The organism is Micromonospora sp. NPDC048907, from assembly GCF_055586885.1.
In genome coordinates this window covers 217,543-244,539 of record NZ_JBVJHI010000002.1, presented here as the reverse complement: position 1 = coordinate 244,539, position 26,997 = coordinate 217,543, and the positions used below count along the sequence as shown (strand labels likewise).

At 74.2% G+C, this 26,997-nt stretch carries 31 protein-coding genes; 19 read left to right on the top strand and 12 right to left on the bottom strand.

Annotated elements, in window-relative coordinates; all coding sequences use genetic code 11:
• Positions 1-6: 6 nt before the first annotated feature.
• Complete coding sequence (locus ACZ6PY_RS06275; protein ID WP_466069777.1) at positions 7-603, bottom strand: cadmium resistance transporter; 597 nt, start codon at positions 601-603, stop codon at positions 7-9.
• A gap of 213 nt (positions 604-816) precedes the next feature.
• Here ACZ6PY_RS06275 and ACZ6PY_RS06270 point away from each other — a divergent pair, with 213 nt between their 5' ends.
• From ACZ6PY_RS06270 to ACZ6PY_RS06245, 6 genes are all read left to right on the top strand, one after another.
• A complete protein-coding gene (locus tag ACZ6PY_RS06270; protein ID WP_007462679.1) occupies positions 817-1,044 on the top strand; it encodes a helix-turn-helix domain-containing protein in 228 nt (75 codons plus the stop codon).
• 46 nt (positions 1,045-1,090) lie between these two features.
• Complete coding sequence (locus ACZ6PY_RS06265; protein WP_262286253.1) at positions 1,091-1,858, top strand: enoyl-CoA hydratase/isomerase family protein; 768 nt, start codon at positions 1,091-1,093, stop codon at positions 1,856-1,858.
• A gap of 114 nt (positions 1,859-1,972) precedes the next feature.
• Positions 1,973-3,955, top strand: coding sequence for an ABC transporter ATP-binding protein (locus ACZ6PY_RS06260; RefSeq protein ID WP_466070758.1), 1,983 nt, complete (start codon positions 1,973-1,975; stop codon positions 3,953-3,955).
• A gap of 67 nt (positions 3,956-4,022) precedes the next feature.
• Positions 4,023-4,817, top strand: coding sequence for an ABC transporter ATP-binding protein (locus tag ACZ6PY_RS06255; RefSeq protein WP_466069775.1), 795 nt, complete (start codon positions 4,023-4,025; stop codon positions 4,815-4,817).
• Positions 4,814-5,575 (top strand): ABC transporter permease, encoded by a 762-nt coding sequence (locus tag ACZ6PY_RS06250; protein WP_466069773.1) that lies wholly within the window; start codon positions 4,814-4,816, stop codon positions 5,573-5,575. Before ACZ6PY_RS06255 ends, ACZ6PY_RS06250 begins: the two co-directional genes overlap by 4 nt.
• Before the next feature lie 34 nt (positions 5,576-5,609).
• Positions 5,610-6,389 (top strand): MerR family transcriptional regulator, encoded by a 780-nt coding sequence (locus tag ACZ6PY_RS06245; protein ID WP_466069772.1) that lies wholly within the window; start codon positions 5,610-5,612, stop codon positions 6,387-6,389.
• A 6-nt stretch (positions 6,390-6,395) separates the two neighbouring features.
• Here ACZ6PY_RS06245 and mug read toward each other — a convergent pair whose 3' ends face one another.
• The 6 genes from mug to ACZ6PY_RS06215 form a co-directional block, all read right to left on the bottom strand.
• The gene (gene mug, locus ACZ6PY_RS06240; protein ID WP_466069771.1) at positions 6,396-7,007 is read right to left on the bottom strand and encodes a G/U mismatch-specific DNA glycosylase; all 612 of its coding nucleotides are present in this window, start codon (positions 7,005-7,007) and stop codon (positions 6,396-6,398) included.
• A gap of 10 nt (positions 7,008-7,017) precedes the next feature.
• Entirely contained in the window at positions 7,018-7,779 is a 762-nt protein-coding gene (locus ACZ6PY_RS06235) for an SDR family oxidoreductase (RefSeq protein WP_466069769.1), read from the bottom strand.
• A gap of 43 nt (positions 7,780-7,822) precedes the next feature.
• Positions 7,823-8,317, bottom strand: coding sequence for an SCO6045 C-terminal-like domain-containing protein (locus ACZ6PY_RS06230; RefSeq protein WP_466070756.1), 495 nt, complete (start codon positions 8,315-8,317; stop codon positions 7,823-7,825).
• 11 nt (positions 8,318-8,328) lie between these two features.
• The gene (locus tag ACZ6PY_RS06225) at positions 8,329-9,150 is read right to left on the bottom strand and encodes an MbnB/TglH/ChrH family RiPP precursor modification enzyme (RefSeq protein ID WP_466069767.1); all 822 of its coding nucleotides are present in this window, start codon (positions 9,148-9,150) and stop codon (positions 8,329-8,331) included.
• Complete coding sequence (locus tag ACZ6PY_RS06220) at positions 9,147-10,067, bottom strand: TIGR04222 domain-containing membrane protein (protein ID WP_466069765.1); 921 nt, start codon at positions 10,065-10,067, stop codon at positions 9,147-9,149. The genes ACZ6PY_RS06225 and ACZ6PY_RS06220 overlap by 4 nt, the downstream gene beginning before the upstream one ends.
• A gap of 101 nt (positions 10,068-10,168) precedes the next feature.
• Entirely contained in the window at positions 10,169-10,741 is a 573-nt protein-coding gene (locus ACZ6PY_RS06215; RefSeq protein ID WP_313719384.1) for a TetR/AcrR family transcriptional regulator, read from the bottom strand.
• A gap of 105 nt (positions 10,742-10,846) precedes the next feature.
• On the opposite strand from ACZ6PY_RS06215, the gene ACZ6PY_RS06210 reads away from it, so the two are divergent.
• The 3 genes from ACZ6PY_RS06210 to ACZ6PY_RS06200 all read left to right on the top strand — a co-directional run bounded on the left by ACZ6PY_RS06210 (position 10,847) and on the right by ACZ6PY_RS06200 (position 13,496).
• The gene (locus ACZ6PY_RS06210; RefSeq protein WP_466069763.1) at positions 10,847-11,701 is read left to right on the top strand and encodes a carbon-nitrogen hydrolase family protein; all 855 of its coding nucleotides are present in this window, start codon (positions 10,847-10,849) and stop codon (positions 11,699-11,701) included.
• A 59-nt stretch (positions 11,702-11,760) separates the two neighbouring features.
• Entirely contained in the window at positions 11,761-12,405 is a 645-nt protein-coding gene (locus tag ACZ6PY_RS06205; protein ID WP_466069761.1) for an HAD family hydrolase, read from the top strand.
• Between the two features lie 161 nt (positions 12,406-12,566).
• On the top strand, positions 12,567-13,496 hold the full coding sequence (locus ACZ6PY_RS06200) for an RIO1 family regulatory kinase/ATPase domain-containing protein (RefSeq protein ID WP_466069759.1): 930 nt from the start codon (positions 12,567-12,569) through the stop codon (positions 13,494-13,496).
• Positions 13,497-13,565: 69 nt separating this feature from the next.
• Here ACZ6PY_RS06200 and ACZ6PY_RS06195 read toward each other — a convergent pair whose 3' ends face one another.
• Positions 13,566-13,814 carry a DUF2630 family protein gene (locus ACZ6PY_RS06195; RefSeq protein ID WP_466069758.1) on the bottom strand — a complete coding sequence of 83 codons (249 nt, stop codon included), beginning with the start codon at positions 13,812-13,814 and terminating at the stop codon, positions 13,566-13,568.
• 446 nt (positions 13,815-14,260) lie between these two features.
• Between ACZ6PY_RS06195 and ACZ6PY_RS06190 the strand changes: the two genes are divergently transcribed.
• From ACZ6PY_RS06190 to ACZ6PY_RS06155, 8 genes are all read left to right on the top strand, one after another.
• Positions 14,261-15,574, top strand: coding sequence for a cytochrome P450 (locus tag ACZ6PY_RS06190; RefSeq protein ID WP_262286284.1), 1,314 nt, complete (start codon positions 14,261-14,263; stop codon positions 15,572-15,574).
• Entirely contained in the window at positions 15,571-16,446 is an 876-nt protein-coding gene (locus ACZ6PY_RS06185; RefSeq protein WP_466069757.1) for a terpene synthase family protein, read from the top strand. Before ACZ6PY_RS06190 ends, ACZ6PY_RS06185 begins: the two co-directional genes overlap by 4 nt.
• Positions 16,443-17,996: a prenyltransferase/squalene oxidase repeat-containing protein gene (locus tag ACZ6PY_RS06180; protein ID WP_466069756.1), complete on the top strand. Its 1,554-nt coding sequence runs from the start codon at positions 16,443-16,445 to the stop codon at positions 17,994-17,996. The genes ACZ6PY_RS06185 and ACZ6PY_RS06180 overlap by 4 nt, the downstream gene beginning before the upstream one ends.
• A gap of 94 nt (positions 17,997-18,090) precedes the next feature.
• Entirely contained in the window at positions 18,091-20,583 is a 2,493-nt protein-coding gene (locus ACZ6PY_RS06175) for a sensor histidine kinase (RefSeq protein WP_466069755.1), read from the top strand.
• Positions 20,584-20,648: 65 nt separating this feature from the next.
• Entirely contained in the window at positions 20,649-21,074 is a 426-nt protein-coding gene (locus ACZ6PY_RS06170) for a roadblock/LC7 domain-containing protein (RefSeq protein ID WP_466069754.1), read from the top strand.
• Positions 21,071-21,460, top strand: a complete 390-nt coding sequence (locus ACZ6PY_RS06165; protein WP_262286237.1) for a DUF742 domain-containing protein — start codon at positions 21,071-21,073, stop codon at positions 21,458-21,460. Before ACZ6PY_RS06170 ends, ACZ6PY_RS06165 begins: the two co-directional genes overlap by 4 nt.
• Complete coding sequence (locus ACZ6PY_RS06160; RefSeq protein ID WP_466069753.1) at positions 21,441-22,049, top strand: GTP-binding protein; 609 nt, start codon at positions 21,441-21,443, stop codon at positions 22,047-22,049. Before ACZ6PY_RS06165 ends, ACZ6PY_RS06160 begins: the two co-directional genes overlap by 20 nt.
• Before the next feature lie 35 nt (positions 22,050-22,084).
• Positions 22,085-22,489, top strand: a complete 405-nt coding sequence (locus ACZ6PY_RS06155; RefSeq protein WP_466069751.1) for an SRPBCC family protein — start codon at positions 22,085-22,087, stop codon at positions 22,487-22,489.
• On the opposite strand, the gene ACZ6PY_RS06150 is transcribed toward ACZ6PY_RS06155, so the two are convergent.
• The gene (locus tag ACZ6PY_RS06150; protein WP_466069749.1) at positions 22,475-23,218 is read right to left on the bottom strand and encodes an SAM-dependent methyltransferase; all 744 of its coding nucleotides are present in this window, start codon (positions 23,216-23,218) and stop codon (positions 22,475-22,477) included. The two genes, ACZ6PY_RS06155 and ACZ6PY_RS06150, sit on opposite strands and share 15 nt — an antisense overlap.
• Before the next feature lie 142 nt (positions 23,219-23,360).
• Between ACZ6PY_RS06150 and ACZ6PY_RS06145 the strand changes: the two genes are divergently transcribed.
• Positions 23,361-24,245 carry a fructosamine kinase family protein gene (locus ACZ6PY_RS06145; protein WP_466069747.1) on the top strand — a complete coding sequence of 295 codons (885 nt, stop codon included), beginning with the start codon at positions 23,361-23,363 and terminating at the stop codon, positions 24,243-24,245.
• Between the two features lie 10 nt (positions 24,246-24,255).
• Here ACZ6PY_RS06145 and ACZ6PY_RS06140 read toward each other — a convergent pair whose 3' ends face one another.
• From ACZ6PY_RS06140 to ACZ6PY_RS06130, 3 genes are all read right to left on the bottom strand, one after another.
• Entirely contained in the window at positions 24,256-25,347 is a 1,092-nt protein-coding gene (locus tag ACZ6PY_RS06140) for a winged helix DNA-binding domain-containing protein (protein WP_466069745.1), read from the bottom strand.
• A 173-nt stretch (positions 25,348-25,520) separates the two neighbouring features.
• Positions 25,521-25,709 carry a DUF397 domain-containing protein gene (locus tag ACZ6PY_RS06135; RefSeq protein WP_466069743.1) on the bottom strand — a complete coding sequence of 63 codons (189 nt, stop codon included), beginning with the start codon at positions 25,707-25,709 and terminating at the stop codon, positions 25,521-25,523.
• Positions 25,700-26,467 (bottom strand): DUF5753 domain-containing protein, encoded by a 768-nt coding sequence (locus ACZ6PY_RS06130; RefSeq protein ID WP_466069741.1) that lies wholly within the window; start codon positions 26,465-26,467, stop codon positions 25,700-25,702. Before ACZ6PY_RS06130 ends, ACZ6PY_RS06135 begins: the two co-directional genes overlap by 10 nt.
• 215 nt (positions 26,468-26,682) lie before the next feature.
• On the opposite strand from ACZ6PY_RS06130, the gene ACZ6PY_RS06125 reads away from it, so the two are divergent.
• Positions 26,683-26,997 carry a hypothetical protein gene (locus ACZ6PY_RS06125; RefSeq protein ID WP_466069740.1) on the top strand — a complete coding sequence of 105 codons (315 nt, stop codon included), beginning with the start codon at positions 26,683-26,685 and terminating at the stop codon, positions 26,995-26,997.

The window sequence follows — 26,997 nt, the reverse complement described above, 5'->3', positions numbered from 1 at the left end:
CCCCGGTCAGGGGAGCAGGTGGGGCAGGACGCCGGAGGTGGCCAGGATGACCACGCCGAGGGCGATGAAGACGGCCGGCACCAGCCAGTGGCCGGCGCGGCCGACCAGGGACACCACCCGCGGGTGGTTGCCGAGCAGGGCGGCGGCCGCGCACCAGACGGCCACCAGGGCGGCGAAGACCAGCAGCCAGACCAGGCCGGTGGCCGGGTCGAGCGCGCGGAACACCGGCACGTAGACGGCGATGTTGTCGGCGCCGTTGGCCACCGTCACCCCGGCAACGCCGAGCAGGCTGCCGACCACGGCCGGCGGCTCGTCGCCGTCGCCCCGGCGGGCCAGCAGGGCGCGGACGCCCAGCGCGATCGGCAGCAGCCCGAGCAGGCCGGTCCACGGGTCGGGCACCACCAGTAGGCCGGCGGCGACCACCACGGCGACCCCGACGAGCGCGCCGATGCCCGCGTACTGGCCGGCGACGATCTGCCAGGGGCGGGGCTGCCCGGTGCCGCGGGCGGCCACGAAGAACACGGTGAGCACGACGATGTCGTCGATGTTGGTGGCGGCGAAGACGCCCGCGGCGGCGGCCGCCGCGGCCAGCAGGTCGATCACCCGAGGAGCGTACGGCTCGGCCGGCTGGTCGGCCTCTCATGATCCGGCCGGCCGACTCCGGCTGGGCCGGTCAGAAGGATCACTCTATCGGGAAGCTGACATTGCATAGCGTGTCGGTTGGCGAATAGTTGATATCTGGCGCATGATCGTCCGAGGCGGTCTAATAGGTGGGACCGTATCCGAACCGCACAGTCTGGGACGTGAGGAATCAGCATGGCAGCCACCGGCACAGCCACCAGCACTGAGAAGGGTCGCCGGATCGTCGGGGCCGAGCGGCAGACGCTCGCCAAGGACCTGGTAAAGCGGTACACCTCGGGTGAGAGCATCCGTGCGCTCGCGGCCTCGACCGGCCGTTCCTACGGGTTCATCCACCGGGTGCTCACCGAGTCCGGGGTGCAGCTGCGGCAGCGTGGCGGCGCCCGGCGCCGCAAGAAGGCGTGACCCGCCCCCCAGCGTCGTCCATCAGCGCTGTGCTCCGGGCGGTCCGGTGACCGCCGAGACGACCGGAGTGCGACTCGACTGCGACGGGCCGGTCGCGACGGTGACGTTGTGCCGGCCCGACGTGCTCAACGCCCAGACCCCGGCCATGTGGCGCGCGATGAGCGACTTCTCCCGGGAGCTGCCCGGCGACGTCCGCGTCGTGGTGGTGCGTGGTGAGGGGCGGGCCTTCTCCGCCGGCCTCGACCTCTCGGTCGCCGGCTCCTCCGGCCCGGGCTCCTTCGCCGAGCTGTCCACCCTGCCCGAGCAGGAGTGCGCCGACCGGATCGCCGAGTACCAGGGCGGCTTCACCTGGCTGCACCGGCCCGACGTCATCTCGATCGCCGCCGTGCAGGGCCACGCCATCGGTGCCGGCTTCCAGCTCGCCCTCGCCTGCGACCTGCGGGTCCTCGCCGAGGACGCCCGGCTCTCCATGGCCGAGGTGACCCTCGGCCTGGTCCCCGACCTGGCCGGCACGAAGCGCCTCGCCGAGCTGGTCGGCTATTCCCGCGCGCTGGAGATCTGCGCCACCGGCCGCCGGATGGACGCCGCCGAGGCGGACCGGATCGGCCTGGCCACCCTCGTCGTGCCGACCGGGGACCTCGACGGCGCGGTGCGCGACCTGACGGCCGGCCTGCTGGCCAACAACCGCGACGCGATCGTGGAGATCAAGGCGCTGCTCGCCGGCGCGGGCGGGCGGAGCCACGCCGAGCAGCAGCGAGCCGAGCGGGAGGCGCAGACCCGGCGGATCCGCGATCTGGCCGGGCGGGGCGAATAGTAAGGACCGTTCGGGAAGATCCGGGTTACTCGCGAGGTTGTCGTAGTCGTCGGGAGAATTGACTCCGACGGTCCACGGCTGCCGACAACCCGGAGGTGACGAGTGTCCAACCCCATGGGCGGTGGCGGCATGGGCGGCTGGAGCATGCTCCGGTCGATGCGCAGCCGCGACGAGATCTCCACCCACCAGCTCAAGCGCGGCACGGCGCGGCGGATCGTCGCGTTCGCCCAGCCCTACCGGCGCGACATCCTCGTCTTCCTGGTCACCGTGGTGATCGCGGCGGTGATCGGGGTGGCCACCCCGCTGCTCGCCGGTGACGTCATCGACGCGATCGCCGGCCGGGGCCCCGACGCGGGCGCCACCGTGGTCCGGCTCGCGCTGATCATCGCGGTGCTGGCCGTGGCCGACGCGCTCTTCTCGCTCGCCCAGCGGTGGTATTCGGCGCGGATCGGCGAGGGCATCATCCTCGACCTGCGCACCCGGGTCTACGACCACGTGCAGCGGATGCCGCTGCAGTTCTTCACCCGCACCCAGACCGGCGCGCTGGTCAGCCGGCTCAACAACGACGTGCTGGGGGCCCAGCGGGCGTTCACCTCGACGCTGTCCGGCGTGGTCAGCAACGTCATCCAGCTCGTGCTGACCGCCGGGGCGATGCTCATCCTGTCCTGGCAGATCACCGTGCTGGCGCTGGTGCTGCTGCCCATCTTCATCATCCCGGCCCGCCGGGTCGGCCGGCGGCTGGCCGAGATCACGCGCGAGTCGTACAACCTCGACGCCAAGATGAACGCGACCATGACCGAGCGGTTCAACGTCTCGGGCGCCCTGCTGGTCAAGCTCTTCGGCTCGCCGGAGGTGGAGGCGACCCGGTTCGCCGGCCGGGCCGAGCGGGTCCGCGACATCGGCATCCAGTCGGCCATGTACTCGCGCACCTTCTTCGTGGCCATGCTCCTCGTCGCCTCCCTCGCCCAGGCGCTCACCTACGGGCTCGGCGGCTGGCTCGCCGTCACCGGCGCGGTCAGCGCCGGCACGGTGGTCAAGCTGGCACTGCTGCTCACCCGCCTCTACGGCCCGCTCACCGCGCTCTCCAACGTCCGGGTCGACGTGATGAGCGCGCTGGTCTCCTTCGACCGGGTCTTCGAGGTGCTCGACCTGCGCCCCGGCATCGAGGAGAAGCCCGACGCCCGGCCGGTGCCCCGGGGCAACGGCCGCGTCGAGTTCCGCGACGTCCGGTTCCGCTACCCGAGCGCCGCCGAGGTCTCGCTGGCCTCCCTGGAGGAGGTCGCCGCGCTCGACCGCACGGTCAACGAGCCGGTGCTCAAGGGCGTCTCGTTCGCCGTCGAGCCCGGCCAGATGGTGGCCCTGGTCGGTCCCTCCGGCGCCGGCAAGTCGACGCTGTCCATGCTGATCTCCCGGATCTACGACGTGAGCGACGGCCAGGTGCTCGTCGGCGGGGTCGACGTGCGGGACGCCACGCTCGCCTCGCTCCGCGACGAGATCGGCGTGGTCACGCAGGATTCGCACCTGTTCCACGAGACCATCCGGGAGAACCTGCGCTACGCCAAGCCGGACGCGACCGACGACGAGATCTGGGCCGCGCTGGCCGGGGCGCAGGTCGCCGACCTCGTCCGCGCCCTGCCCGACGGGCTGGACACCACGGTCGGCGAGCGCGGCTACCGCTTCTCCGGCGGTGAGAAGCAGCGCATCGCCATCGCCCGGCTGCTGCTCAAGGCCCCGTCGATCGTGATCCTGGACGAGGCCACCGCGCACCTCGACTCGGAGAGCGAGGCGGCCGTGCAGCGGGCGCTGTCGGTGGCGCTGACCGGGCGCACCGCCCTGGTCATCGCGCACCGGCTCTCCACGGTCCGCGACGCCGACCAGATCCTCGTCCTCGACGAGGGGCGGATCGTCGAGCGCGGCCGGCACGACGAGCTGGTCGCCGTCGGCGGCCTCTACGCCGAGCTCTACCGCACCCAGTTCGCGGTCACCGACTCGCCGGCCCCCTACCAGGAGCCGGAGCAGCCGGAGCGGGTGGTCACCACCGTGCCGGTCGGGACCTACGTGGCGCAGGAGGCGCTGCCGCCGGCAGCCGCCAACTGACCGTCGCCAGAAAATCCGCGCCGCGGGCTTGACCCTGACGCAGCGTCAACCCTCCATGCTGGCTGCCATGAACAAGCCGACAACACCTCAGGTCGAACCGCCCGCGATACAGGTGCGGGGCCTGGAAAAGTCGTTCAAGCAGCTCACGGTGCTGCGCGGCGTGGACGTCGACGTGGCACGGGGCACCATCTTCGCCCTGCTCGGCTCGAACGGGGCGGGCAAGACCACGATGGTGAGGATCCTCTCCACACTGCTCAAGGCCGACGCCGGGACCGCCCGGGTCAACGGCTTCGACGTCGCGACGCAGCCCGCCGAGGTACGCGAGTCCATCAGTCTCACCGGGCAGTTCGCGGCGGTCGACCAGATCCTCACCGGGCGGGAGAACCTGGTCCTGGTCGCCCGGCTGAGGCACCTCCGGGACCCGGGCGCGATCGCGGACGACCTGCTGCGGCGCTTCTCGCTCACCGAGGCGGGCGCCCGGAGGGTGGCGACGTACTCCGGTGGCATGCGCCGCCGGCTGGACATCGCCATGAGCCTCATCGGGAACCCGCCGGTCATCTTCCTCGACGAGCCGACGACCGGGCTGGACCCGGAGGCGCGCATCGAGGTGTGGGAGGCCGTCCGGGAGCTGGCCCGGGGCGGCACGACCGTGCTGCTCACCACCCAGTACCTCGACGAGGCGGAGCAGCTCGCCGACCGGATCGCCATCCTCCACGAGGGCCGGATCATCGTGAACGGCACCCTCGACGAGCTGAAGCGGCTCCTCCCACCCGCCGAGATCCAGTACGTCGAGAAGCAGCCGACCCTCGAGGACGTCTTCCTCACCCTCGTGGGCGCCGGAAAGGACAAGGCACCGCGATGAACAAGCACTTCCTCGGCGACACCGCCGTCCTCCTGGGCCGTTCGCTGCGCCACATCGCCCGCAGCCCGGACACCATCATCACGACCGCGATCATGCCGATCGCCTTCCTGCTGCTGTTCGTCTACGTCTTCGGCGGCGCGATCGAGACCGGGTCCGACTCGTACGTGAACTACCTGCTGCCCGGCATCCTGCTCATCACGATCGCCTCGGGCATCTCCTACACCGCCTACCGGCTGTTCCTGGACCTGCAGGGCGGCATCTTCGAACGGTTCCAGTCCATGCCGATCGCGCGGTCCGCCGTGCTGTGGGCGCACGTCCTGACCTCGCTGGTCGCCAACCTGATCTCGCTCGTGGTCGTGGTCGGCGTCGCCCTGCTCATCGGCTTCCGCTCCGGGGCGGGCGTGCTGGCGTGGCTCGCGGTCGCCGGCATCCTGCTCCTGTTCACCCTGGCGCTGACCTGGATCGCCGTGATCCCCGGCCTCACCGCGAAGTCGGTGGACGGCGCCAGCGCGTTCTCCTACCCGCTCGTCTTCCTGCCGTTCATCAGCTCCGCCTTCGTGCCCACCGGGTCGATGCCCGGCCCGGTGCGCGCGTTCGCCGAGCACCAGCCGGTCACCTCGATCGTCAACGCGATCCGGGACCTGTTCACCGAGCAGCGGGTCGGTGGCGACATCTGGATCGCCCTCGCCTGGTGCGTCGGCATCCTGGTCGTGGCCTACGCGTTCGCCGGTATCTCCTACCGGCGCAAGATCTCCTGAGCCGGCGCCGGGCGGCGGAGGGCAGGATCACGGCATGCTGACGATTGGTCAACTGGCGGCGTACGCCGGCGTCACGGTGCGGGCGGTGCGGCACTACCACCAGATCGGGCTGCTGCCCGAGCCGGAGCGGGACGCGTCGGGTTACCGGCGGTACGGGGCGACGGCGGTCGTGTCGCTCATCAAGATCCGTACCCTCGCCGACGCCGGCGTTCCGCTGTCCCGGATCAGCCGGATGCTCGACGCCGACCCGGCGGCCTTCGCCGACGCGGTCCGGCGGATCGACGACCACCTGTGCCAGGAGATCGAACGGCTGGAGACCAGCCGCACGCAGATCGCGCAGCTCAGCGCCGGGCACAGCCTGGCGCTCCCACCGGAGGTGGTCGCCTACCTCGATCGGCTCCGGGAGATCGGCGCGTCGGAGCGGATGGTGGAGGCCGAGCGGAACGGCTGGATCCTGGTCGCGGCCCGCTGGCCGGATCGGGTCCGCGAGTGGATGCCCGCGAAACTCGCGTACCTCGACGATCCGCAACACGTCCGGCTCTACCGGGTGCTGTCCGAGATATTCGAGAGCGACGCGGGCGACGAATCGCTCCTGGTGGAAGCCGCCGACATCCTGGCTGCCGTGGCGGATCAGGCATACCGCTCCGGTGAGGTCATCAGCGGCGAGGAGGCGCACGACGATCTGCCGCACGACCTGCTGGACGCACTGGCCGTCGAGACCGACCCGCGGGCGGAGCGGCTCATGGAGCTGATGCGCGACCGTGGCTGGACCGGTTGGAACCGGCTGGAGCGCCTGCCGGAGCGGCCCGAGTGACCGCGCCTAGCCGGCGACCGCGGCCCGCAGCTCCCCGAACGCGGCACCGAGCGTCTCCGGGGTGAAGTGCGCGTTCAGGCCGCTCGGGTTGGGCAGCACCCACAGGCGGGCCGCCGCGAGCGGTTCCGGCTGCGGCCCGAAACCCGCCTTCGGCCGGGCGAACCCGATCCGGTACGCGGTCACGCCGACCACCGCGACCCAGCGCGGCCGGTAGCGCGCCACCTTGGCGGTCAGCTCCCGCGCGCCCTCGACCAGCTCCTCGGCGGTCAGCTCGTCGGCGCGGGCGCTGGCCCGGGCCACCATGTTGGTGATGCCGAGCCCGAGGCCGGGCAGCTCGTCCTGCTCACTGGGGTGCAACTGGCGCGGGGTGAAGCCGCCCCGGTGCAGCGCCGGCCAGAACCGGTTGCCCGGACGGGCGAAGTGCCAGCCGGTGGCCGCCGACCACAGGCCGGGGTTGATCCCCACGAACAGCACGTCCAGCCCCGGCGCGATCAGGTCGGGGAGCGTGCGGTCGGCGGCCGCGGCGAGCTGTTCCCGGCTGGGCCGGGGGTAGCGCCGGGCCGATGATCCGGGGGCGGCGTCCGGGCGGCCGCCGGCGGGGCGGCGTCGGTCGCTCACCGGTGCGCCGTCACAGGCCGCGCAGCGCGCCGCCGTCGACCGGCACGGTCACGCCGGTGACGTAGCCGGCGGCGGGGGAGAGCAGGAAGGCGGCCACCCGGCCGAACTCGGCGGGGTCGCCGATCCGGCCCAGCGGGATCGACGCCTCGGCCTCGGCGCGGGCCCGCTCCGCGTCGCCGCTCGCGGCCAGGAGCTCCCGGTTGCGGTCGGTCATGATCCGCCCCGGCAGCAGGCTGACCACGCGGACGCCGCGGGGTCCGTGCTCGTCGGCGAGGTCCTTGGCGACCCCGGCCAGGCCGGGGCGCAGGCCGTTGGAGATGCCGAGCCCGGGCAGCGGGCCGCGGACCGAGGTGGACAGCACCAGCCCGACGGCGCCCCCGTCGGTGAGGGCGGCGGCCACCGTCCGCGCGGTGCGGACGCTGCCCAGGAAGACCGTCTCGAAGGACTCCCGCCACTGCTCGTCGGTGATCTGGGCGGCGGTGCCCCGGGGCGGGCCGCCGACCGAGATCAGCGCCCCGTCGAGGCGGCCGAACTGCTCGCGTGCCGCCGCGACGAGCCGCTCCGGGGTGCCCGGGTCGGTGAGGTCGGCGGTCAGCCCGATCGCCCGCTCCGGCCCGCCGAGCGCCTCGACGGCGGCGGCGACCCGCTCCGGGGCCCGGGACGAGATCACGACGCGGGCGCCGTCGGCCACGAGCTGCTCGGCGGTGGCGAAACCGAGGCCGCCCGAGGCGCCGGTCAGCACGTACACCCGGTCGGCGAGTCCGAGATCCATACCGCCGATCCTGCCGTACCCCGGGAGCGCCTGCCACCCGCTCTCAGCGCGGCGCGGGCCGCAGCAGGCGTACCCGGCCGGCGAGCTGGGCCGCGACGGCGCCGCCGGCCCGGGCGACGGCCGGCAGCCGGCGGGGCCGGGGCGCGGTGCGGCCGTCGTAGCGGCTCGCCGCCTCGCGGGCGGCCAGCTCCTCCGCGCCCAGCGGCGGCAGCGTGCCCCGGTCGCGCAGCTCCCGGGCCAGGTCCCAGCCGTCGCGCAGCGAGCCGTTGGTCGGGCGGCCGGCCGCCCAGCCGGCGAAGGTGGCCGGCCAGGTGTCGCCGAGGCCGGCGGCCAGCAGCGGCCAGTGCCGGGCCACGTCGCCGGCCCGCTTGCGCAGCAGCGCCCGCCGGGCCGCCTCCACCGGCGCGGCGGCGAACCCGGGGGGCAGCGGCCCGCCGGCCACCAGCGCCGCGACCAGCGCCGCCTGCCGCCCGGCGAGGTCCCCGCCGGTCACCTCGCCGCCGGGTGCCTGGACGTGGTGGCCGCCCGGCCCGGCCAGGTTCCCGGCGGTCACGTGACCACCGGGTACGCGGAGGCGGCGGCCAGGGCGTCCAGCTCGCCGCGCAGCTCGGCGGCGGGCGGGTAGTGGCCGTCGCGTTCCAGCAGCAGCGCCGGGGGTCGGCGGCGGTCGCACAGTTCCCGGACCAGGTCGAGCACCTCGGCGGGGACGGGGTCGGTGTGCGTGTCGTGGTAGAAGCCGCCCCGCTCGGCGCCGCCGGCCACGTGCACGTAGGCGATCCGCTCCAGCGGCAGCCGGTCCAGCAGGGCGGCCGGGTCGCCGCCCCGGTTGCGGGCGTTGGCGTGCACGTTGGCGACGTCGAGCAGCAGCAGCGCCCCGGTGGCGTCGAGGATCTCGGTGAGGAAGTCCGCCTCGTCCAGCTCGTCGTCCGGCCAGTCGAAGAGGGCGGCGATTGGCTCCAGGGCGAGCGGCACCGGCAGCTCCGCCTGCGCCCGGCGCACGTTGGCCACCACCGCGGCCACCGCCTCCCGGCTGCGCGGCAGCGGCAGCAGGTGACCGGCCTCCAGGCCGCCGGCCCGGACGAACGCGATGTGCTCGCTGACCAGCGGCGCGTCCAGCGCCGCGGCCACACCGGCCAGGTGCGCCACCCGGCCCGGGTCGACCGGCTCCGCGCCGCCGAGGGAGAGCTTCACCCCGTGGGGTACGACCGTGACGCCCCGACCGCGCAGCTCGGCGAGGCCGTCGGGGAGCGGCCCGGCCGGGGCGACCGTCTCGGCGACCACCTCGACGAAGCGCAGCCCGGGCAGGCCGGCCACGAAGCCGGCGATCTCGGGCCGCCACCCGATGCCCACACCGGACGGTCCGGCCGTCATCCGCCGCACCCGCCACCGCCGCCGCAGCCGCCACCGCCCCCGCAGGAGCTGCCCCCGCCGCACGAGCTGCCGCCCCCGCAGGAGCTGCCGCCCCCGCACGAACTGCCCGAGCTGCCGCCGGACCCCATGGCCTGGCGCTGGATCTCGGCCTGCTCGGAGAAGCCGGGGTCCATGGTCCACAGGGTGGCGGTGCCGAACAGCGCGACGCCCATGGCCGCGTCGGACGGGCCGTAGGTGGCGTACGCGGGCGCGGCGGAGGGACGCAGCCAGGTGTGCTGGCGGCGCAGCTCGCGCAGCGCACGGTCGGCCGCGCGGGTGCGCCACGGCACCCGGTTGAGCAGGAAGAACGCGATGAACAGCGGCACCAGGGTGAGCATCAGCCAGCCGACGGGCCGGCTGTTGGACATGCCGACGAAGGCCCGGACGAAGCCGAGCGCGAGCAGGGCCCCGACGAGCAGCGCGCCGCGGCGCAGCGTGGCCCGCCGTTCCGAGTCCAGTGCCAGGCCGCGGCGCACGAGGCCGTCGCGCAGCTCGTCGAGGGCGCGCCGGACCCACTCGTCCTGGCCCAGCTCCCGGGAGCGCAGCCCCCGGTGGGCCGCGTGGTGGATGGCCTGGTCCAGCGGGGTGACCCCGGCCGGCAGCGGGCCGCCGGTGGTGAGCCGCCGATCGGGGCGTACGCCGACCGCGCCGGCGCGGCGCAGCCCGCCGAGCGCGGTCCAGACGGCGAGCTGGTCGCCCCCGTTGAGGTACGCGACCTGCTGCGGGCCGAGCGGCCCACCGTCGTGGACCGGGGTGCCGGCCAGCGCGCGCCAGCGGTACGCCACGGCGCCGACGACCAGGACGACGGCCGCCACGAGGTACCAGCGGAGGAAGACGGGGCCGGGGACGCCCCAGGTGTCGCCCGCGAGGACTGTCATGCTCTGCTCCTGTCGCGAGGGGTCGCGGCTCATTGTGGAGCAGGTCCGCCAGGGGTGATCACCCCGAGCGGCCGAGTTACCGGACCGATATCCGCGGCCGGTCAGTGCCGGCGGACGGCCTCCTCGACCAGGTCGAGCACCCGCCCCAGGTCACCGGCGGGACGACCCATCGCCAGGTGCAGCACCAACCCGTCGTACGCCAGCTCCAGGAACTGGGCCAGCACGTCGATCGGCACGTCGTCGCGGAGCACCCCGGCCTCCCGCTGGCGGAGCAGGCGCTCCCGGGTGGCCTCGGCGATGGCGGCCGAGCGTTCCGCCCAGCGCCGGGCGAACGCGGGGTCGGTGCGCAGCCGCCGGGAGACCTCGAGCTGGCTGCCGAGCCAGCCGGTGGTGTCCGGGGAGACCGCCCGGGCCAGCAGGTCCCGCATCACCTGGACCAGGCCGTTGCGGGCCACGGTCTCCACCATGATCGCGGCGTCGTCCTCGGCCACGGCGAGGAAGAGCGAGTCCTTGTCCCGGAAGTGGTGGAAGATCGCGCCCCGGGAGAGCCCGGTGGCCTCCTCCAGCCGGCGGACGGTGGCACCCTCGTAGCCGTGCCGGGCGAAACATGCCCGGGCGGCGCCGAGGATCTCCTGTCGGCGCGCGTCGAGCTGGTCCTGGCTTACTCTGGGCACGTCACGATCGTTCCAGGTGGACCCGGTCGATGCAAACCGTACGTACGGCTTGAGATGCGGTTTCGCATGATCGACCCGGCCGGCCGCGCCGGTTACGATCCTCCGGTGACCGAGGCCGTGCCCCTGCCCACCCGCCCGCTGACCGTGGCCACCGTGCAGGCCGAGCCCGTCCCGGGTGACGTCGCCGGCAACGCCGCCCTGGCCGCCCGCCTCGTCGGCCGGGCCGCCGGCGCCCGGGTCGTGGTGCTGCCCGAGCTGTTCCTGCCCGCGTACCACCCGCCGACCCTGGGAGCCGACCCGGCCGGCACCGACGTGGCCGCCGACGCCGAGGGCCGGGTCGACGACGCGCGGCTGGACCCGCTGCGCGCGGCCGCCCGCGACGGCGGGGCCAGCGTGGTGATCGGCGCGGCCGTCCGCCACCCCGACCGGCGGCGCACCATCTCCTCCCTGCTGGTCGACCCGACCGGCACCGTCACCGCCGCGTACGACAAGCAGCAGCTCTGGAGCGGCGAGCGGGAGCTGTTCGACGCCGGCCGGCGGGGCGCCTCGCTCCTGGTCGACGGCTGGCTGCTCGGCCTCGGCATCTGCTACGACGGCTGCTTCCCGGAGCACGGCCGGGCCGCCGCGGTCGCCGGCGCGCACGGCTACCTCTGCCCGAGCGGGTACCTGGCCGGCTCCGAGCACCGCCGCGACCTCTACTACGCCGCGCGCGCCCTGGACAACACCATGTTCGTGGTCTTCGCCAACGCCGTGGGCGGCGCGGACCCGTGGCGGTTCAACGGCGGCGCCGCCGTCTACGAGCCGGAGGGCCGGCCCCTGGTCCGGGGCGCGGACACCGGCGAGGACGTGCTGGTGGCGACCCTCGACCCGGCCGCCCTCGGCGCCACCCGCGCCGCGCACACGATGCTCACCGACCGGCTGCCCGATCCGGGGCTCGCCCGAACGACGCTCGTCGGCTGACGGACGCCGTGGTGCCCTCGGGCCTGTCGGTCGCGCACCCCGTCCCGTAGGGTTCCCGAGTGCCGTTGCTCCTGCTCGATCTGGACAACACCCTGCTCGACCGCGAGGGGCCGTTCCGCGCCTGGGGTGAGCGGTTCCTGGACAGCATCGGCGCTCCGCCCAGCGACATCGAGTGGTTGCTCTCCGTCGACGCCGACGGCCTGACCGACCGCTGGGACGTCGCCGACGCGATCCGCGACCGCTACGACGTGCGCATCCCCTCGATCGACCTGGTCGAGGAGCTGCACGACGGCGTGGTGGCGTTCACCCGGTTGGACCCGCTGGTGGCCTGCGCGCTGCGGATCGCCGACGACGCCGGCTGGGTGCCGGTGGTGGTCACCAACGGCACGTCCCGCCAGGAGGACGCGAAGATCCGCCGGACCGGGCTGGACCGCTACATCGCCGACTGGGTGATCTCCGAGGAGGCCGGGGTCAGCAAGCCCAACCCGCGGATCTTCGCGCTGGCCGCCCAGCGGGCCCGGATGCCGCTGCGCGGGGCCTGGGTGATCGGTGACAGCCCGGAGGCGGACATCGGCGGCGCGACGGCGGTCGGGCTGCCCAGCGTCTGGCTGCACCGGGGGCGCCGCTGGTCGGACACCCGGTTCGCGCCCACCCGCACGGTGGACGGACTGATCGCCGCGGTGGCCGCCGTCCTGGCCGGCTGAGCGGAAATTCGGTTGACCCGCCCCGGGCCGCCCGCGACCATGGTGCGGCGCGAGGGCGCAGCCGGGCGGTGCCCGGTCGAGGAGAGGAGGTCGGTCATGGCCGTCTTTGCGGGGTCCCACCACCTGCCTCCACCAGCCTCGATCGAAGGACCGATCCACCCGTGCGCGATCACGACCTCCCGGCGCCGCAGCGCCGGAGCCGCGGCAAGAGCCGCTTTGACGACGACGAACCCACCTTCCTGAAGCGGGGCCGGCACACCGAGCCGGTCCTCACCGACCCCGACGCCGAGCCGGACGCGGAGGACAGCTGGTCCTCCTGGGACCTGGCCGTGCACGGGCCGGAGCCCTACCCGCAGTGGCTGGTCACCGAGCTGGCCGCGAAGGACACCGAGCTGGGGGTGCTGAAGACCGGCAAGGAGGCGGACGTCCACCTGGTCCGCCGGGCCGTGCCGGACACCGACCGGACCTGCCTGCTGGCGGCCAAGCGGTACCGGGATCCCCAGCACCGCCTCTTCCACCGCGACGCCGGCTACCTGGAGGGGCGCCGGGTCCGCCGCTCCCGGGAGATGCGGGCCATGGCCGGCCGGACCTCGTTCGGCCGGCAGATGATCGCCGGGCAGTGGGCGGCCGCCGAGTTCGCCGCGCTCGCCCGGCTCTGGGAGATCGGCGCCGCCTCCGGGCGGATCGCCGTGCCCTACCCGGTGCAGCTGCTCGGCACCGAGCTGATGCTGGAGTTCGTCGGTGACGCCGAGGCGGGCCTGGCCGCGCCCCGGCTGGCCCAGCTCCGGCCCGAGGGGGCCGAGCTGCGCGACCTGTGGGAGCAACTGGTCGACGCCCTGGTGGTGCTGGCCCGCGCCGGATACGCCCACGGCGACCTGTCCCCGTACAACCTGCTGGTGCACGCCGGGCGGCTGGTCATGATCGACCTGCCGCAGGTGGTCGACGTGGTGGCCAACCCGCAGGGGGCCGAGTTCCTGGGCCGGGACGTCCGGGTGGTGGGCACCTGGTTCACCGCCCGCGGCCTGCCCGCCTCGGAGACCGATCCGGAGGCGCTGACCGAGGTGCTGTTGCGGGAGGCGGGCCTGCGCTGAGCGCGCCGCGTCCCGGGCGGGTGGCGGCCCGCCCGGGACGCGGCGCTGCGGTCCGCCGCCGGCCCGGCGTCACTGGAGGTAGCGCTCGACCTCCGCGACGGGGCGCTGGCCCTGCGCGTCCGGGTCGCCGTGCGTCCGGCGCGCCGCCCGGCGCCGGCGGAGCAGGTCCCAGCACTGGTCGAGGGACTCCTCCAGGGCCCGCAGCCGCTCCCGTGCCTCGTCGTCGGTGCCGGCCTCGTGCTCCTGCGCGGCCGCGCGCAGCCGGTGCTCCTCGTCGACGAGTTCGGAGATCCGGCTCAGGATGGTCTTGTCGTCCATGCCCGAAGCTTGGCACAGGGGGCGGGCACGCGCCCGCGTTCTCCCCAGTCGGCCGGGAGGAGTTGACCGCCCCGGCCCACCGGCCGGGCGGCGGACGGCTCGGGCCGGTGGCGGCCGGCGGGTGGCGGGCGGGGCCGGGCGGACCTGCGCCGGAAGCCGGCCGGAAACTCCACTGTGGATGATCGGGCGGGCCGGAAGGCTTGCGGCGTGACGCAAATCCCACCGGCTCCATTGTCGACATCGGGATTGTTGTGGAGTGAGATACTTTCCTGTCCGCCTTTTTATCCGTCGTTCAGGATGGCATGCTCGCGGGCAACGTCACGGGTCATGACGGTGTCGCGACCCTGAGTAGGACTGGGGGAGCCATTCACGTGGACGAGTCGCAGACCGCGCCCCGGCCCACCGGCCGGCCCCACTCCGTCCCGCTGCGGCAGATCCTGCCCGGCATGCTCCGGGACCCGGCCCGCGCGCTGATCGACGTGGGCAACCGGACCGGAGGCGCGCTCGTCCGGCTCAACCTGGGATCGTTCCGCCCGTACCTGGCCACCCACCCCCGGCACGTCCAGCACGTGCTGCGGGACCGGGCGGACAACTACGAACGGGCCGGCGACGGGCTGTTCTGGCGCCCGGTCAAGCGGTTGTTCGGCGAGGGCATCCTCGGCGAGGGCCAGATCTGGTCGGCCAGCCGCCGCATGCTCCAGCCGATGTTCACCGCGAAGCGGGTGGAGGCGCTGATCGACGGCATGGCCGACGCCATCCGCGACGCCGTCGACGAGCTGGACGAGCCGTTCCGGGCCGGGCGCCCCGTCGACATCGGCACCGAGCAGGCGCGGATCGTCAGCCGGGCGATCATGCGGGTGCTCTTCGCCGACAAGATCTCCGTGCCGGACGCGCTGCGGGTGATCGACGCGCAGGACGTCATCGCCAGCGCGGTGATCCCCCGGATCGTGGTGCCGTTCGCCCCGCTCTCCCTGCCGATGCCGGGGGACCGCCCGTTCCGCCGCGCGGTCCGCATCGTCGACGAGGTGCTCGTGCCGATCGTCCGGGAGACCCGGGCCGTGGCCGACCAGGGCGACGACATCATCTCCACGCTCTGGAAGGCCCGCACCGACGACGGGCGGCAGCTCGACGAGCGGCAGGTCCGCAACGACACCGTGGCCATGTTCGCGGCCACCACCGAGACCACCATCAACGTGCTCACCTGGGCCTGGCCCCACCTCGAGCAGCGGCCCGACGTGGCCGAGCGGCTCTACGCCGAGATCGACCGGGTGGTGGGCGACGAACCGGTGCGCCGCGAGCACCTCGCCGACCTCACCTACACCCGGATGGTCCTGGACGAGCTGCTTCGGCTCTACCCGATCGGCTGGATCATCCCGCGCCGCGCGGTGGCCGACGACGTCATCGACGGCGTGCCGATCGAGGCCGGGGCGACCATGGTGGCCAGCCCGCTGATCACCCAGCGCATGCGGCAGTTCTGGGACCGGCCGGACGAGTTCGACCCGGAACGGTTCCGGCCCGAGCGGGTCCGCGCCCGGCACCGGTACGCCCACTTCCCGTTCGGCGGCGGCCCGCACCAGTGCCTGGGGATGTATCTGTTCTACCTGGAGGCGCAGCTCATCCTCGCCACGATGCTGAGCCGCTACCGGTTCCGGCTGCGCCGTCCCGGCGTACCCGGCCTGCGGCTGGCCGCGGCGCTGCGGCCGCGCGAGCGGGTCGAGCTGACCCTGCTGGCCGCCGAGCGGCGGGCGGAGCCGGCATGACCGGCCGGGAGGTGCCGGATCCGATCGCCGCCGCGGCGGAGCAGGGGCGGATCTGTGCGCACGCCGCGAAGGGCCAGCGCGACCTGCAGCGGTGCGCGGCCCGGCACGCCGAGCTGTTCCCCGGCCGGCCGTTCGACGCGGCGCTGTTCAGCAGCATCGCCCTCGCGATGTCGTTCAGCGCGCCCTGGTGTTCCGCCGAGGAGCTGGCGCTGACCAACCGCGCCGTGCTCTGGGGCTTCGCGGTCGACTGGCAGGTCGACCACCTGGCGGCCTCCCGGTCGGAGGTCGACCGGATCGTCAAGTCCTGCCTCGCCGTGGTCGACGGCGCCGCGCCCGACGACCCGCTGGGCCGGTTCCTCGCCGAGCTACGCGACGACCTGGCCGCCATCCCGGCCTACGCCGAGCTGCGCGAGCCGTGGCGGGACGCGATGGCCCGCACCCTCGACGCGATGGCCCGCGAGTGGGAGTGGAAGCAGGCCGACCATCCGACCCTCGACGCGTACCTGGCGAACGCCGACAACCTGGCCGCCACCGTGGTCAACGTGGCGCACTGGATCCACACCGGGGACGCCGCCACCCACCGCGAGCTGCCCCGGCTGATCGCGGTGAGCGACGAGGTCCAGCGCGCTCTGCGCCTGGTCAACGATCTCGGCACCCACCGGCGTGACCGGGAGTGGGGCGACCTCAACGCGCTCCTGCTGGTGGACGACCCGGCGGAGATCGAGCGGCGCCTGGCGGAGCAGGTCGACCACTGCCGGCGGCTGCTGGCCGACCTGGCGCCGGCCTGCCCCCGGCAGGCCGACTTCCTGGCCCGGCAGCTCGGCTTCACCAGCGGGTTCTACCGGTTCACCGACTTCTGGGGCGCCCGGTGAGCCTCACCGCGGGGCCCGCGCGGGTCACCCGTGCCGGCGACGCCCGCGCCGGGCAGGCCCGAAAACTCGTCGAGGCCATGGTGGACAACCCGGCCGGGGAGACCTCCGCGTCGGTCTACGAGACCGGCCGGCTGGTGGGCCTGGCACCGTGGTTGCCCGGCCACGACGTCCGCGTCTCCTGGCTGCTCGACCGGCAGCGCGCCGACGGCGGGTGGGGCGGCCCCGGCGGGTACGCCCTGGTGCCCACCCTGAGCGCCACCGAGGCGCTGCTGACCGTGCTGCGGCGGGGCGAGCACGGTCCGGCCGCGCCGCTGGCCGGCGCCGCCCACCGGGGCCTGGCCTTCCTGGCCGGCGCCCTCGACGCCGGCGCCCCGCCCGACCTGCCCGCCACCGACCTGATCGTGCCGGCGCTGCGCGAGGCCGTCGAGCGGCACCTCGCGCAACCCCCGGCCGGGCTGGCCGACTGGGCCGGGGCCCGCCTGCCGCTGCCGGCCGGTCTCGACCCGGACCGGCTGACCCGGGTACGCGGCCTGCTGGCCACCGGGCGGCCCGTGCCGGAGAAGCTGGCGCACGCGCTGGAGGTGGCCGGCGACGGCGCCCGCCGGGCGGCCGGGGTGCGGCCCGCCGGGGCGGGCGCGGTCGGCGCCTCGCCCGCCGCGACGGCCGCCTGGCTCGGCCGCCCCGAGCCGGGCCCCGCCCTGGACTACCTCCGGGCGGTCGGCGGGCGCGGTCCGGTGCCCTGTGCCAGCCCGATCACCGTCTTCGAGCGGGCCTGGGTGCTCGGGATCCTGACCCGGGCCGGCGTGCCGCTGACCGTTCCCGGGTCGCTCGTGGCGGAGCTGCGGGCCGCCGTCGGGGTGTCCGGTGCGGCCACCGGACCGGGGCTGCCCGCCGACGCCGACACCACCTCGGTGACCCTGTACGCGCTCGCCCGGCTGGGCCGGCCGCTCGACGTGTCCCGGCTCGACGCGTACGACACCGGACGGCACTTCTGCACCTGGCCGGGGGAGGACGGGGCGTCGGTGACCACCAACGCCCACGTCCTCGACGCCCTCGGGCAGCACCCCGGCCACCCGGGGGTGGCGGCCACCGTGGACCGGGTCGCCGGCTGGCTGGTCGAGCGGCAGGAGCCGGACGGCTCGTGGGACGACCGGTGGCACGCGTCGGCGTACTACGCGACCTACTGCGTGCTGCTCGCGCTCGCCGACCACGCCGCCGGCGCCCCGGCGCGGGCCGCCGTCGACCGGGGTGTCGGCTGGCTGCTGGACACCCAGCGGCCGGACGGGTCGTGGGGGCGCTGGGGCGGCACCGCCGAGGAAACCGCGTACGCGGTCCTCGCGCTGTCCGGCGCCGGGCACCCGGAAGACACGCGGGTCGATGCGGCGCTGGTGCGGGGGCGGCGGCGACTGTCCGAGTGGGACGGACGCGCTGATGGGCCGGCCCTGTGGCACGACAAGGATCTCTACCGTCCGACCCTGATCGTGCGCGCAGCGGTGCTGGCCGCGTCGGGGTCGGCCGGCCCAACTCCCACCGGGCCGGCAACACCATGATCAGGATCGCTTGAATGGAGTTCACGACGACTGCTAGCGTGCGCCGGAGTCGATCGGATTTCCGACTGATCGGATACCGGGCCAGGACGGTGTGATGCGTTCCCGCAGTACGAATCTCCGTACGAAGATCATCGCCCTGCTGGCGTCCCTGATCGCGCTCTGGGCCTTCGCGGCGTGGGTGACGGTCCGGGACGGGTTCAACCTGCTCGGCGTGCAGGCGCTCAACGCGCGGGTCTTCGAGCCGGCCGACCCGCTGCTGCTCCAGCTTCAGAACGAGCGGCGGCTGTCGCTGTTGTACCTCGGACAGTCCGACCCGGACCAGCTCCAGGACCTCGTCGCCCAGCGGCAGCGCACCGACGACAGCGCCGCCGCGCTGTGGCGCTCCGCGCAGGACTGGCGCACCGAGATCCCGGCCAGCGACGAGCTGGAGCAGCGGATCAGCGACCTGAAGACCCAGGTCGAGCAGCTCGGCGCGGTCCGCGCCGAGGTGGGCCGCAAGACCATCGACCGCACCGCGACGCTGGCCGCGTACAACGAGGCGGTCGACGCCATCTTCGGCGTCTTCGACGCGCTCGGCGGCCTGGACGACGACGAGATCGCCCGGGACACCGCCGCGCTCATCGACCTGAACCGGGCCCGGGAGCTGCTCTCCCAGCAGGACGCCCTGCTGACCGGCGCGGTGGCGGCCAACCGGATGACCGTGGCGGAGCAGAGCGCCTTCGCCCGGCTCGTCGGCGCCCAGTGGTTCCTCTCCGACCGCACCGCCCGCGACCTCGCCCCGACCGACCGGGCCCGCTACCAGCAGATGACCGAGGGGGAGGCGTTCCGGCAGCTCCGCGCCCTCCAGGACCGGGTGCTCGCCGCCAAGGGCAGTGACGTGCGCCCGCCGGTCACCGCCACGGCCTGGCAGGCCGCCGTGAGCCGGTCGATGGAGGACCTGCGCGGCGTGATCCTCGCCGGCGGCGACGACATCGTGGCCCGGGCCACCCCGGTCGCCGTCGGCGTCATCGTCCGGCTGGTGCTGGCCGCCGGCCTCGGCCTCATCGCGGTCGTGGCGTCCATCGTCGTCTCCATCACGACCGCCCGGGCGCTGGTCCGGCAGCTCGAACGGCTGCGCGAGGCGGCGTTCCGGCTGGCCAACGAGCGGCTGCCCAGCGTGGTCGAGCGGCTGGGGCACGGCGAGGAGGTCGACGTCGCCCGCGAGGCGCCACCGTTGCAGACCGGTGACGACGAGATCGGGCAGGTCGGCAAGGCGTTCAACGCCGTGCAGGAGACCGCCATCCGCACCGCCGTCGAGCAGGCCGAGCTGCGCCGCAACGTCCGCGACGTCTTCCTCAGCCTGGCCCGGCGCACCCAGGCGCTGGTGCACCGCCAGCTCACCCTGCTCGACGCGATGGAACGCCGGGAGCACGACGCCGAGGAACTGGAGGACCTGTTCCGCGTCGACCACCTGGCCACCCGGATGCGGCGCAACGCGGAGAACCTGATCGTCCTCTCCGGCTCCACTCCGGGCCGGGCGTGGCGGCGCAACGTGCCGATGGTCGACGTGGTGCGCGGCGCGGTCGCCGAGGTCGAGGACTACACCCGGGTCACGGTGCGGCCGCTGGGCCCGGTGTCGCTGACCGGCCGGGCCGTCGGCGACGTCATCCACCTGCTGGCCGAGCTGATCGAGAACGGCCTCTCCTTCTCGCCGCCGCACACCACCGTCGAGGTGCGCGGCATGATGGTGTCCAACGGCTTCGCCATCGAGATCGAGGACCGCGGCCTCGGCATGGGCGCGGAGGAGCTGGCCGCCGCGAACCGGCGCATCGTGGACCGGTCCGAGCTGAACCTGGCCAACGCCGCCCGGCTCGGCCTCTTCGTGGTCAGCCGGCTCACCGAGCGGCACGGGGTGAAGGTGCAGCTCAAGGAATCGGCGTACGGCGGGACGACCGCCGTGGTGCTGATCCCGCTCGAACTGGTCACGAACGACGGGCCGGACCCGAGCACCTCCGGCGGCTTCCCGGTCGGCGCCGGGCAGCCCGCCCCGGCGGTGCCCGCCTCCCCGGCCGTGGAGAGCGCGGCGGCGGAGCCCGCCGGCGACCGGCCGGCCACCACGGTGGCGCTGGCCGAGGGCGCCGGTCCGGCGGAGCCGGTCGCGGACGACACGGAGTCACCCGCCCCGGCGCCGGAGGCCGACACGGACGAGCCTCGGCTCACCCCGTCCGGGCTGCCGGCGCGTACCCGGAAACGGCAGCCCGCGCTCGCCGAGCCCACCGCGGCGCTGTCCCCGGTGGACCCCCGGCCCGCCGACGCCGCACCGGCCGGCGCGGCGGAGGCGGACAGCTCGCCGGCGGCCCGCACCGACGGCGGGCTGCCCGTCCGGGTCCGCCAGGCCAACCTGGCGCCGGAACTGCGGCACGACCAGTCCGCCGTGGACGACGGCGGCAGCGACGACGACGACACGGTGCGCCCGCCCGAGCAGGTGCGCCGGATGATGAGCTCCTACCAGAGCGGCACCCGACGCGGTCGGACCGACGCGGCCCGGCTGCTCGGCGGGGCGCACGAAGCCGGCGCGCCGGACACCGGCGACGGTCAGGCGACCTAGGGACCGCCGAACCGGCGATCCCGGACGAAGCACGGCACACCAGCCGGGGGAGAAGAGGACGACGAGTGGCGCAGAAGACGGCTTCGAGCGCGGACCTGACGTGGTTGCTGGATGACCTGGTCGGCCGGGTCAAGCAGGCGGAACACGCCGTAGCGCTCTCCACCGACGGACTGCTGATGGCCTCGTCCCGCGCGTTGAGCCGGGACGACGGCGAGCACCTCGCGGCGATGGCGGCGGGCATCCAGAGCCTGGCCCGGGGCGCGGGGAAGCGGTTCGGCGGTGGTCAGGTGCAGCAGACCATCATCGAGATGCAGTCGTCGTTCCTGTTCGTCACCGCGGCCGGCCGCAACGCCTGCCTGGCCGTGCTGGCGTCCGAGGACGCCGACGTCGGCCTGATCGCGTACGAGATGGCCATGCTGGTCACCCGGGTCGGCCGGTTCGTCGCCTCACCGACACGGGAACAGCCCCTCGGCGAGAACCCGGCGCGATGACCGGCCAGGGGGACCCCGCGGAGCACGAGTGGGTGGACGACCACGCGGGCCCGGTGGTGCGCCCGTACGCGGTGACCGGCGGCCGGGCCCGCCCGGTGACCGGCACGTTCGACCTGATCTCCCTGGTCACGGCGACCCGGGCGGAGGTGGCGTCGGAGTCCGGGCTCGGCCCGGAACACGTGGCGATCGTCGGTCTCTGCCAGCGGATCCAGTCCGTGGCCGAGATCGCCGCCCACCTCGACCTGCCGGTGGGCACCGTCCGGGTCCTCCTGGGTGACCTGGCGGCCCGCAGCCTGGTGCAGGTCCGTGAGCCGCGGGCGACCCCCGCCGGCCTTCCCGACGACAGTGTTTTCGAGGCGGTAATCAATGGACTACGGGCGCTCTGAGCGGCCGGCGGGAGCGGCGCCGCTGCCCACCGCGATCAAGATCCTGATCGCCGGTGGTTTCGGCGTGGGCAAGACCACCCTGGTCGGCGCGGTCAGCGAGACCCGGCCGCTGCGGACGGAGGAGGTGCTGACCGAGACCGGGATCGGCATCGACGACCTGTCCGGTGTGGAGGAGAAGACCACCACCACCGTGGCGATGGACTTCGGCCGCATCACGCTCAGCGACGATCTGGTGCTCTACCTGTTCGGCACCCCCGGGCAGGACCGGTTCTGGTTCGTCTGGGACGAGCTGGCGCTGGGCGCGATCGGCGCGGTGGTGCTGGCCGACACCCGGCGGCTGGCCGACTGCTTCCCGTCGATCGACTACTTCGAGGGGCGCGGCACGCCGTTCGTGGTGGCGGTGAACTGCTTCGAGGGAGCCAAGCGCTACCGGCTGGACGAGGTGCAGGGCGCACTGGACCTGGACCCGGAGGTGCCCGTGGTGCTCTGCGACGCGCGGGAGCGGGAGTCGGTCAAGGAGGTGCTGATCACGCTGCTGGAGTACGCCATGAAGCTGCGCGAGGAGCGCCGACGCGCCGCCGCGGACTGACCGGCTCCGGCGGCGCGGGCTGCCATGATGGGGCAATGGCCACCGAATCCCGGCACCTGAGCGTGCACATCGACCGGCCGGTCGCCGAGGTCTACGCGTTCGCCGCCGACCCCCGCAACCTGCCCCGCTGGGCGCCCGGCCTGGGCGGGTCCGTGGCGCGCGAGGACGGCGTCTGGTTCGTCGACACCCCGGAGGGCCGCGCCCAGCTCACCTTCGCCCCGCGCAACGAGTACGGCGTGCTCGACCACGAGGTCGTGACGCCCTCCGGGGAGACGGTGTACGTGCCGCTGCGGGCCATCGCCGACGGCGACGGCTGCGAGGTGGTCTTCACGCTGCGCCGCTCGCCCGGCATGACCGACGCCGAGTTCGCGCGGGACGCCGGGCTGGTCAGCGGTGACCTGGCCCTGCTCAAGAAGGTGCTGGAATCAGCACCGGCGTAGCACGAGCGTCACGAAGCCCAGCACCTCGCGGTACCCGCGCAACCACTGGTCGCGGTGCTCCCGGGCGGCGGTGAGCGCCTCGGCGGCGTCCGGGTGGCCGGGATTGTCCAGCGCCCACTCGGTGAGCGAGCCGATCCACGACCATTCGTAGTCGTCCCACTCGGCGGCGTCGCTGACATGGGCGTACACCGGCGTCCAGCCGGCCCGCTCGGCGGCGTCGACCAGGCCGGCGAGGTCGGTGAACTCCTCCGGCTTCGCGTCGAGCGCCGCGAGGGCCTCCGGAGTCGGCGGGACCTGCCAGAACCCCTCACCGACCATCAGCACGCCGTCGGCGTTCACATGCCGGCCGGCCAGCTTCAGCGTCTCGCCGAACCCGCCGAACGCGTGTGTCGACCCGACGCACAGCACCAGGTCGTAGTCGCCGTCCGGCACGTACGTCCGTGCGTCGCGCTCGTGCAGCGTGAGCCGGTCGGCGAGGCCGCGTTCGGCGGCGGCGTCGGCGGCACGCTCCAGCGCGTACGGGCTGACGTCCACGCCGTCCGCGTGCCCGTCGGGGTAGTGCGCGAGGGCCTGCAGCGCCCAGGATCCCTCTCCACAGCCGAGGTCGAGGACACGGGCCGCCGGTTGGCGGCCCGCCCGGCGCAGGAGCCGGTTGACGTTGACACCGGAGATCGGCGCCGCGATCGGGTGGTGCGAGTGCGCGATGCTGCTGAGCCGTTGACGATCCACCGCCAGAGTGAACACGAGTCCGCCGGCGCCCGCACCCGGGTTGTCATGCCACGCGATCCTGGCCCGGCGGTCGGTCCTCGCGAGGTGGCCGACCGTTCATCTAGGATCTTGCGGACCGGCAGCCCGGACACGAGGAGCCGCAGTGACAGGGTCGACGACGTTCCTGCGGGAGTGTCTGCTCCGGGCCGGGATGCGCGACGTCGTCACCGTGGAGCCGGCGACGGGTGGGCTGGCGGCGGTCGCGGGCATCGCCACCCGCCGGGACGCGCCGCCGGTGTTCGTCAAGGCCTTCGCGGACGCGCCGGCCGACGATGTCTTCCTCGCGGAGGCCGAGGGGCTGGCCGCCCTGCGGAAGCTCGGCGGTGTGGCGACACCCGAGGTGATCCTGGCGGATCAGGAACTGATCGTGCTGTCGGTGCTGCGACCCCGGCCGCGCAGCGCGACCTTCTGGGAGCGGTTCGCGCACACGCTCGCCCACCTGCACACGAGCACGACCCATCCTCGTTTCGGCTGGCACCGTGACAACTGGCTGGGCCGTCGCCGGCAGGTCAACACCTGGGACGACGACGGATTCGCCTTCTTCGCGCAGCACCGGCTGCTCCGGTGGCTCGGGCAGCCCCGCGTCGAGGCGGCACTCGACGCCGGAGACCGGGCGGCCCTGGAGCGGCTGTGCGACCGGCTGCCCGACCTGCTGCCCGACCGGCCGGCCTGCCTGACGCACGGTGACCTGTGGGCACAGAACGTCCTGGCCACCCCGGACGGGCAGCCCGCGCTGATCGACCCGGCCGTGTCCTACATGTGGGCCGAGGTCGACCTCGCCCACGTGTGGTCCACCGCGCCGCCGCCCGAGGCGCAACGGTTCTTCGCGGTCTACGCGGAGCTGACCTCCCTCGACCGCGACTGGCCGGCCCGCATGCCCATCGTCCAACTGCGGCAACACCTCGCCGTGCTGGCCCAGTTCGACGACGACTGGGGCGCGGGCGACCAGATCCGCGCCACCCTCGCCCCGTTCCGGACGCGCTCCTGACCGGTCTCCGTCAGTCGGCGAACTCGACGCCGGCCAGCGAGACCGTGCGGTGGGCGGCGAGGCGTTCGGCCTGTTCGGCGATGGCGTCGCGGGTGGCGACGGGCAGCTTCTGCCACGGCTGGATCGCGAGCTTCAGTGTCCGGCCGGACTTGCGGGGACGCCAGGTGCCGACCAGTTGACCGTCGACCAGGACCGCGCCGGGTCGGCCCAGCACCGGCCACAACTCCTTGGCGCGGGCCGGGTCCGGCACCAGGGTCGACCGGTCCTTGGCCTGGAGGAAGAGGTCGAACGGGCCGAGCAGGCGGGTTGCCGTGACGTCCGCGGATTCCAGCGCCTGCTCGTCGGCGGCCAGGAGCGACCGGGCCTCGCCGTCGACCGTCACCTCGATCACGTCTTCGGGCCAGCGTGCCTTCACCTCCCTGACCGGGGCGTCGAGGTAGTCCGCCACGTGCTTGGGGGTGGCCGGGCCGAGCAGACGGAGGTACGCGCGGACGAGGTCGAACCGGTCGCCCGCGGCGGCGGCCTTCCTGAAGCCCCGGATGCGGTGCAGGACCGGCGGCGAGGTGTCGAGTTGCAGCTCCAGCCCGGCCCGCACGGCGGCCAGCCGGAACGGCATCTCGTAGAGGTGGGTGGCGTCGCACGGCCGGCAGAACCGCAGGTACGGCTCCGGCATCATCTCGGCCAGGCGGCCGGAGACGTCCCCCTTGACCGTCGGCCCGGTGACGACGGCCCGCATCCGGGCGGCCACCTCGTCCAGGGCGGCGAGGTTGCCGATCCCGGCGGCCTTCAACGGCCTGGCGGCGTCGTAGATGCGCTTGCCCGCGTCCGCGTCGGAGAAGGGCTCGACCGCGGCCGCCACCTTCCCCACGTCCGCCCGGCGGTAGAGGTGGGGAGCACCTCGCACGGTCCACAGCAGGATCAGCTCCTCCGCGGACAGCGTGGCCACCTCGACCCCGCGGATGGCCAGCGCCCACCGGCCGCCGTCCGTGCCGGTGTCCTGCACCCCGATGTCGAGCACGGCGGTGTCTGCAAGCGTGCCCTCGGCCCGGTCGAGCTGCTGGGCCCGCACGCGGAAGTTCATCACCTGGCGCTGATCAACCACCCCTCCACGCTACCCAGCGATCCCCACGACGCGCCGCGCCGGCAGCGCGTGGCACTCCGTTCCCGCCCCGCGCGGTTTCCCCGGGGAGAGCGACGCGTGGGGCTCGCCTAGCGTCGAAGAGAGGCCGAAGGCCCCCGGTGCAGCGCCGAGGGCCTTCAGAGGAGGTACGGGATTCAGCCGCGCTTGGTCGTCTCCACGAAGCGCGTCCAGGCGCTCGGGTCGAAGGTGAGCACCGGCCCGGCCGGGTCCTTGGAGTCCCGCACGCCGACGACGCCCGCGAGATTGTCCGCGACCTCGACGCAGTCACCGCCGTTGCCACCGCTCTTGGTGCTCTTGCGCCACCGGGCACCGATCAGGTCCATGCTGTCGCCGCTTCTTTCAGGAGGTCCAGGGACCGCCCGCGGGGAAGAGCCTCGCCCCGGATGCGTTCCCACCGGCGCTCCAGCGTAGCAATCTCGGATGCCTGGTCGATGATCTGCGCACGGGCCTGGCTGTCCACGTGCGCGACCCGCGTGCCGTCCCGCAACTCCGCGAGGGTGAACGGCCCGTCGAGCCCGGGATATGTCGGCGTGTCCCGCGGCACCACATGGAGTTGGACGCTGGGCAACTCGGCGCAGGCGACGAGATGGGCCAGTTGTGCGGCCATGAGCCGGCGGTCGCCGCCCGCGGGTCGGCACAGGACCTGCTCGTCGATCACGGCGACGAAGAGCGGCCCGCGCTCCCGGGTCAGGATCGCCTGCCGGTCCAGCCGCGCCGCGACCAGATCGGCGACCTCGGCCGGCGTGAGCGGCTGACCGAGGAACGTGGCGCGGGCATACGCCTCGGTCTGGAGCAGCCCCGGCACCCAGGAGAGTTGGAACGCGCGCAGCGCGACGGCCTCGCGCTCGATGTCGACCCAGGGCCGGAACCACACGGGCTCGCGGCGCTTGACCACGTCCGGCCAGAGTGCGTCGACAGGCCGGCCGAGGAGATTTGCGACGGTGGCGCGGTGCCGCCCCTGAGGAATGTGGCCAGGGTTTGCCCACCGGGCGACGGTCTTCGGGTGCACACCGAGCTGACCAGCCAGACTCTCGGCCGTGTGGCCCGCCTCTGCCAGCGCGGCGACAAACGCGTGGTTCATGCCCGTCCCCCCAGGAACAAAACAACCGTCCGAAGGAGATTACATAGCGCTGTGTGATTGTCCGGCAACCCTCGGAAGGCTGCTGTGGAGACGACGCCGAGGAGGGGACGACGATGCCCGAGAACAAGCCGAAGCCGACAGGTGGTCCGCCGCCCCGCCCGACGATGCCGGGCCGGATCGGGCCGCCCGTTTCTCCGTACCGTGGCCTCGGCAGGGTGACCAACGTCGTTCCCGAGACGCGCTGGCGGACCCGCGGCGGCCCGCCCGTCGCGCACACCGCCACCGGCCCGTCCTGGCGGTGCGACGCCTGCGGTCGGGACTGGCCCTGCCCGGCGCTGCGCGCGATCCCGACGGACGCCGCGCGGCGCGCGACCCTGATCCCGGAGTTCTCCCGGATCACCCGCCGCGCGATCCGGGACCTGCGCGGCCGGCCCGGCGGCCCCGACCCGGTCGCCATCGTCCGCCGCTTCCTCTGGTTCCTGCCGCTCACCGACGAGGAGGCCAGGGCGGTCGCGCTGAGGCTGCGATGA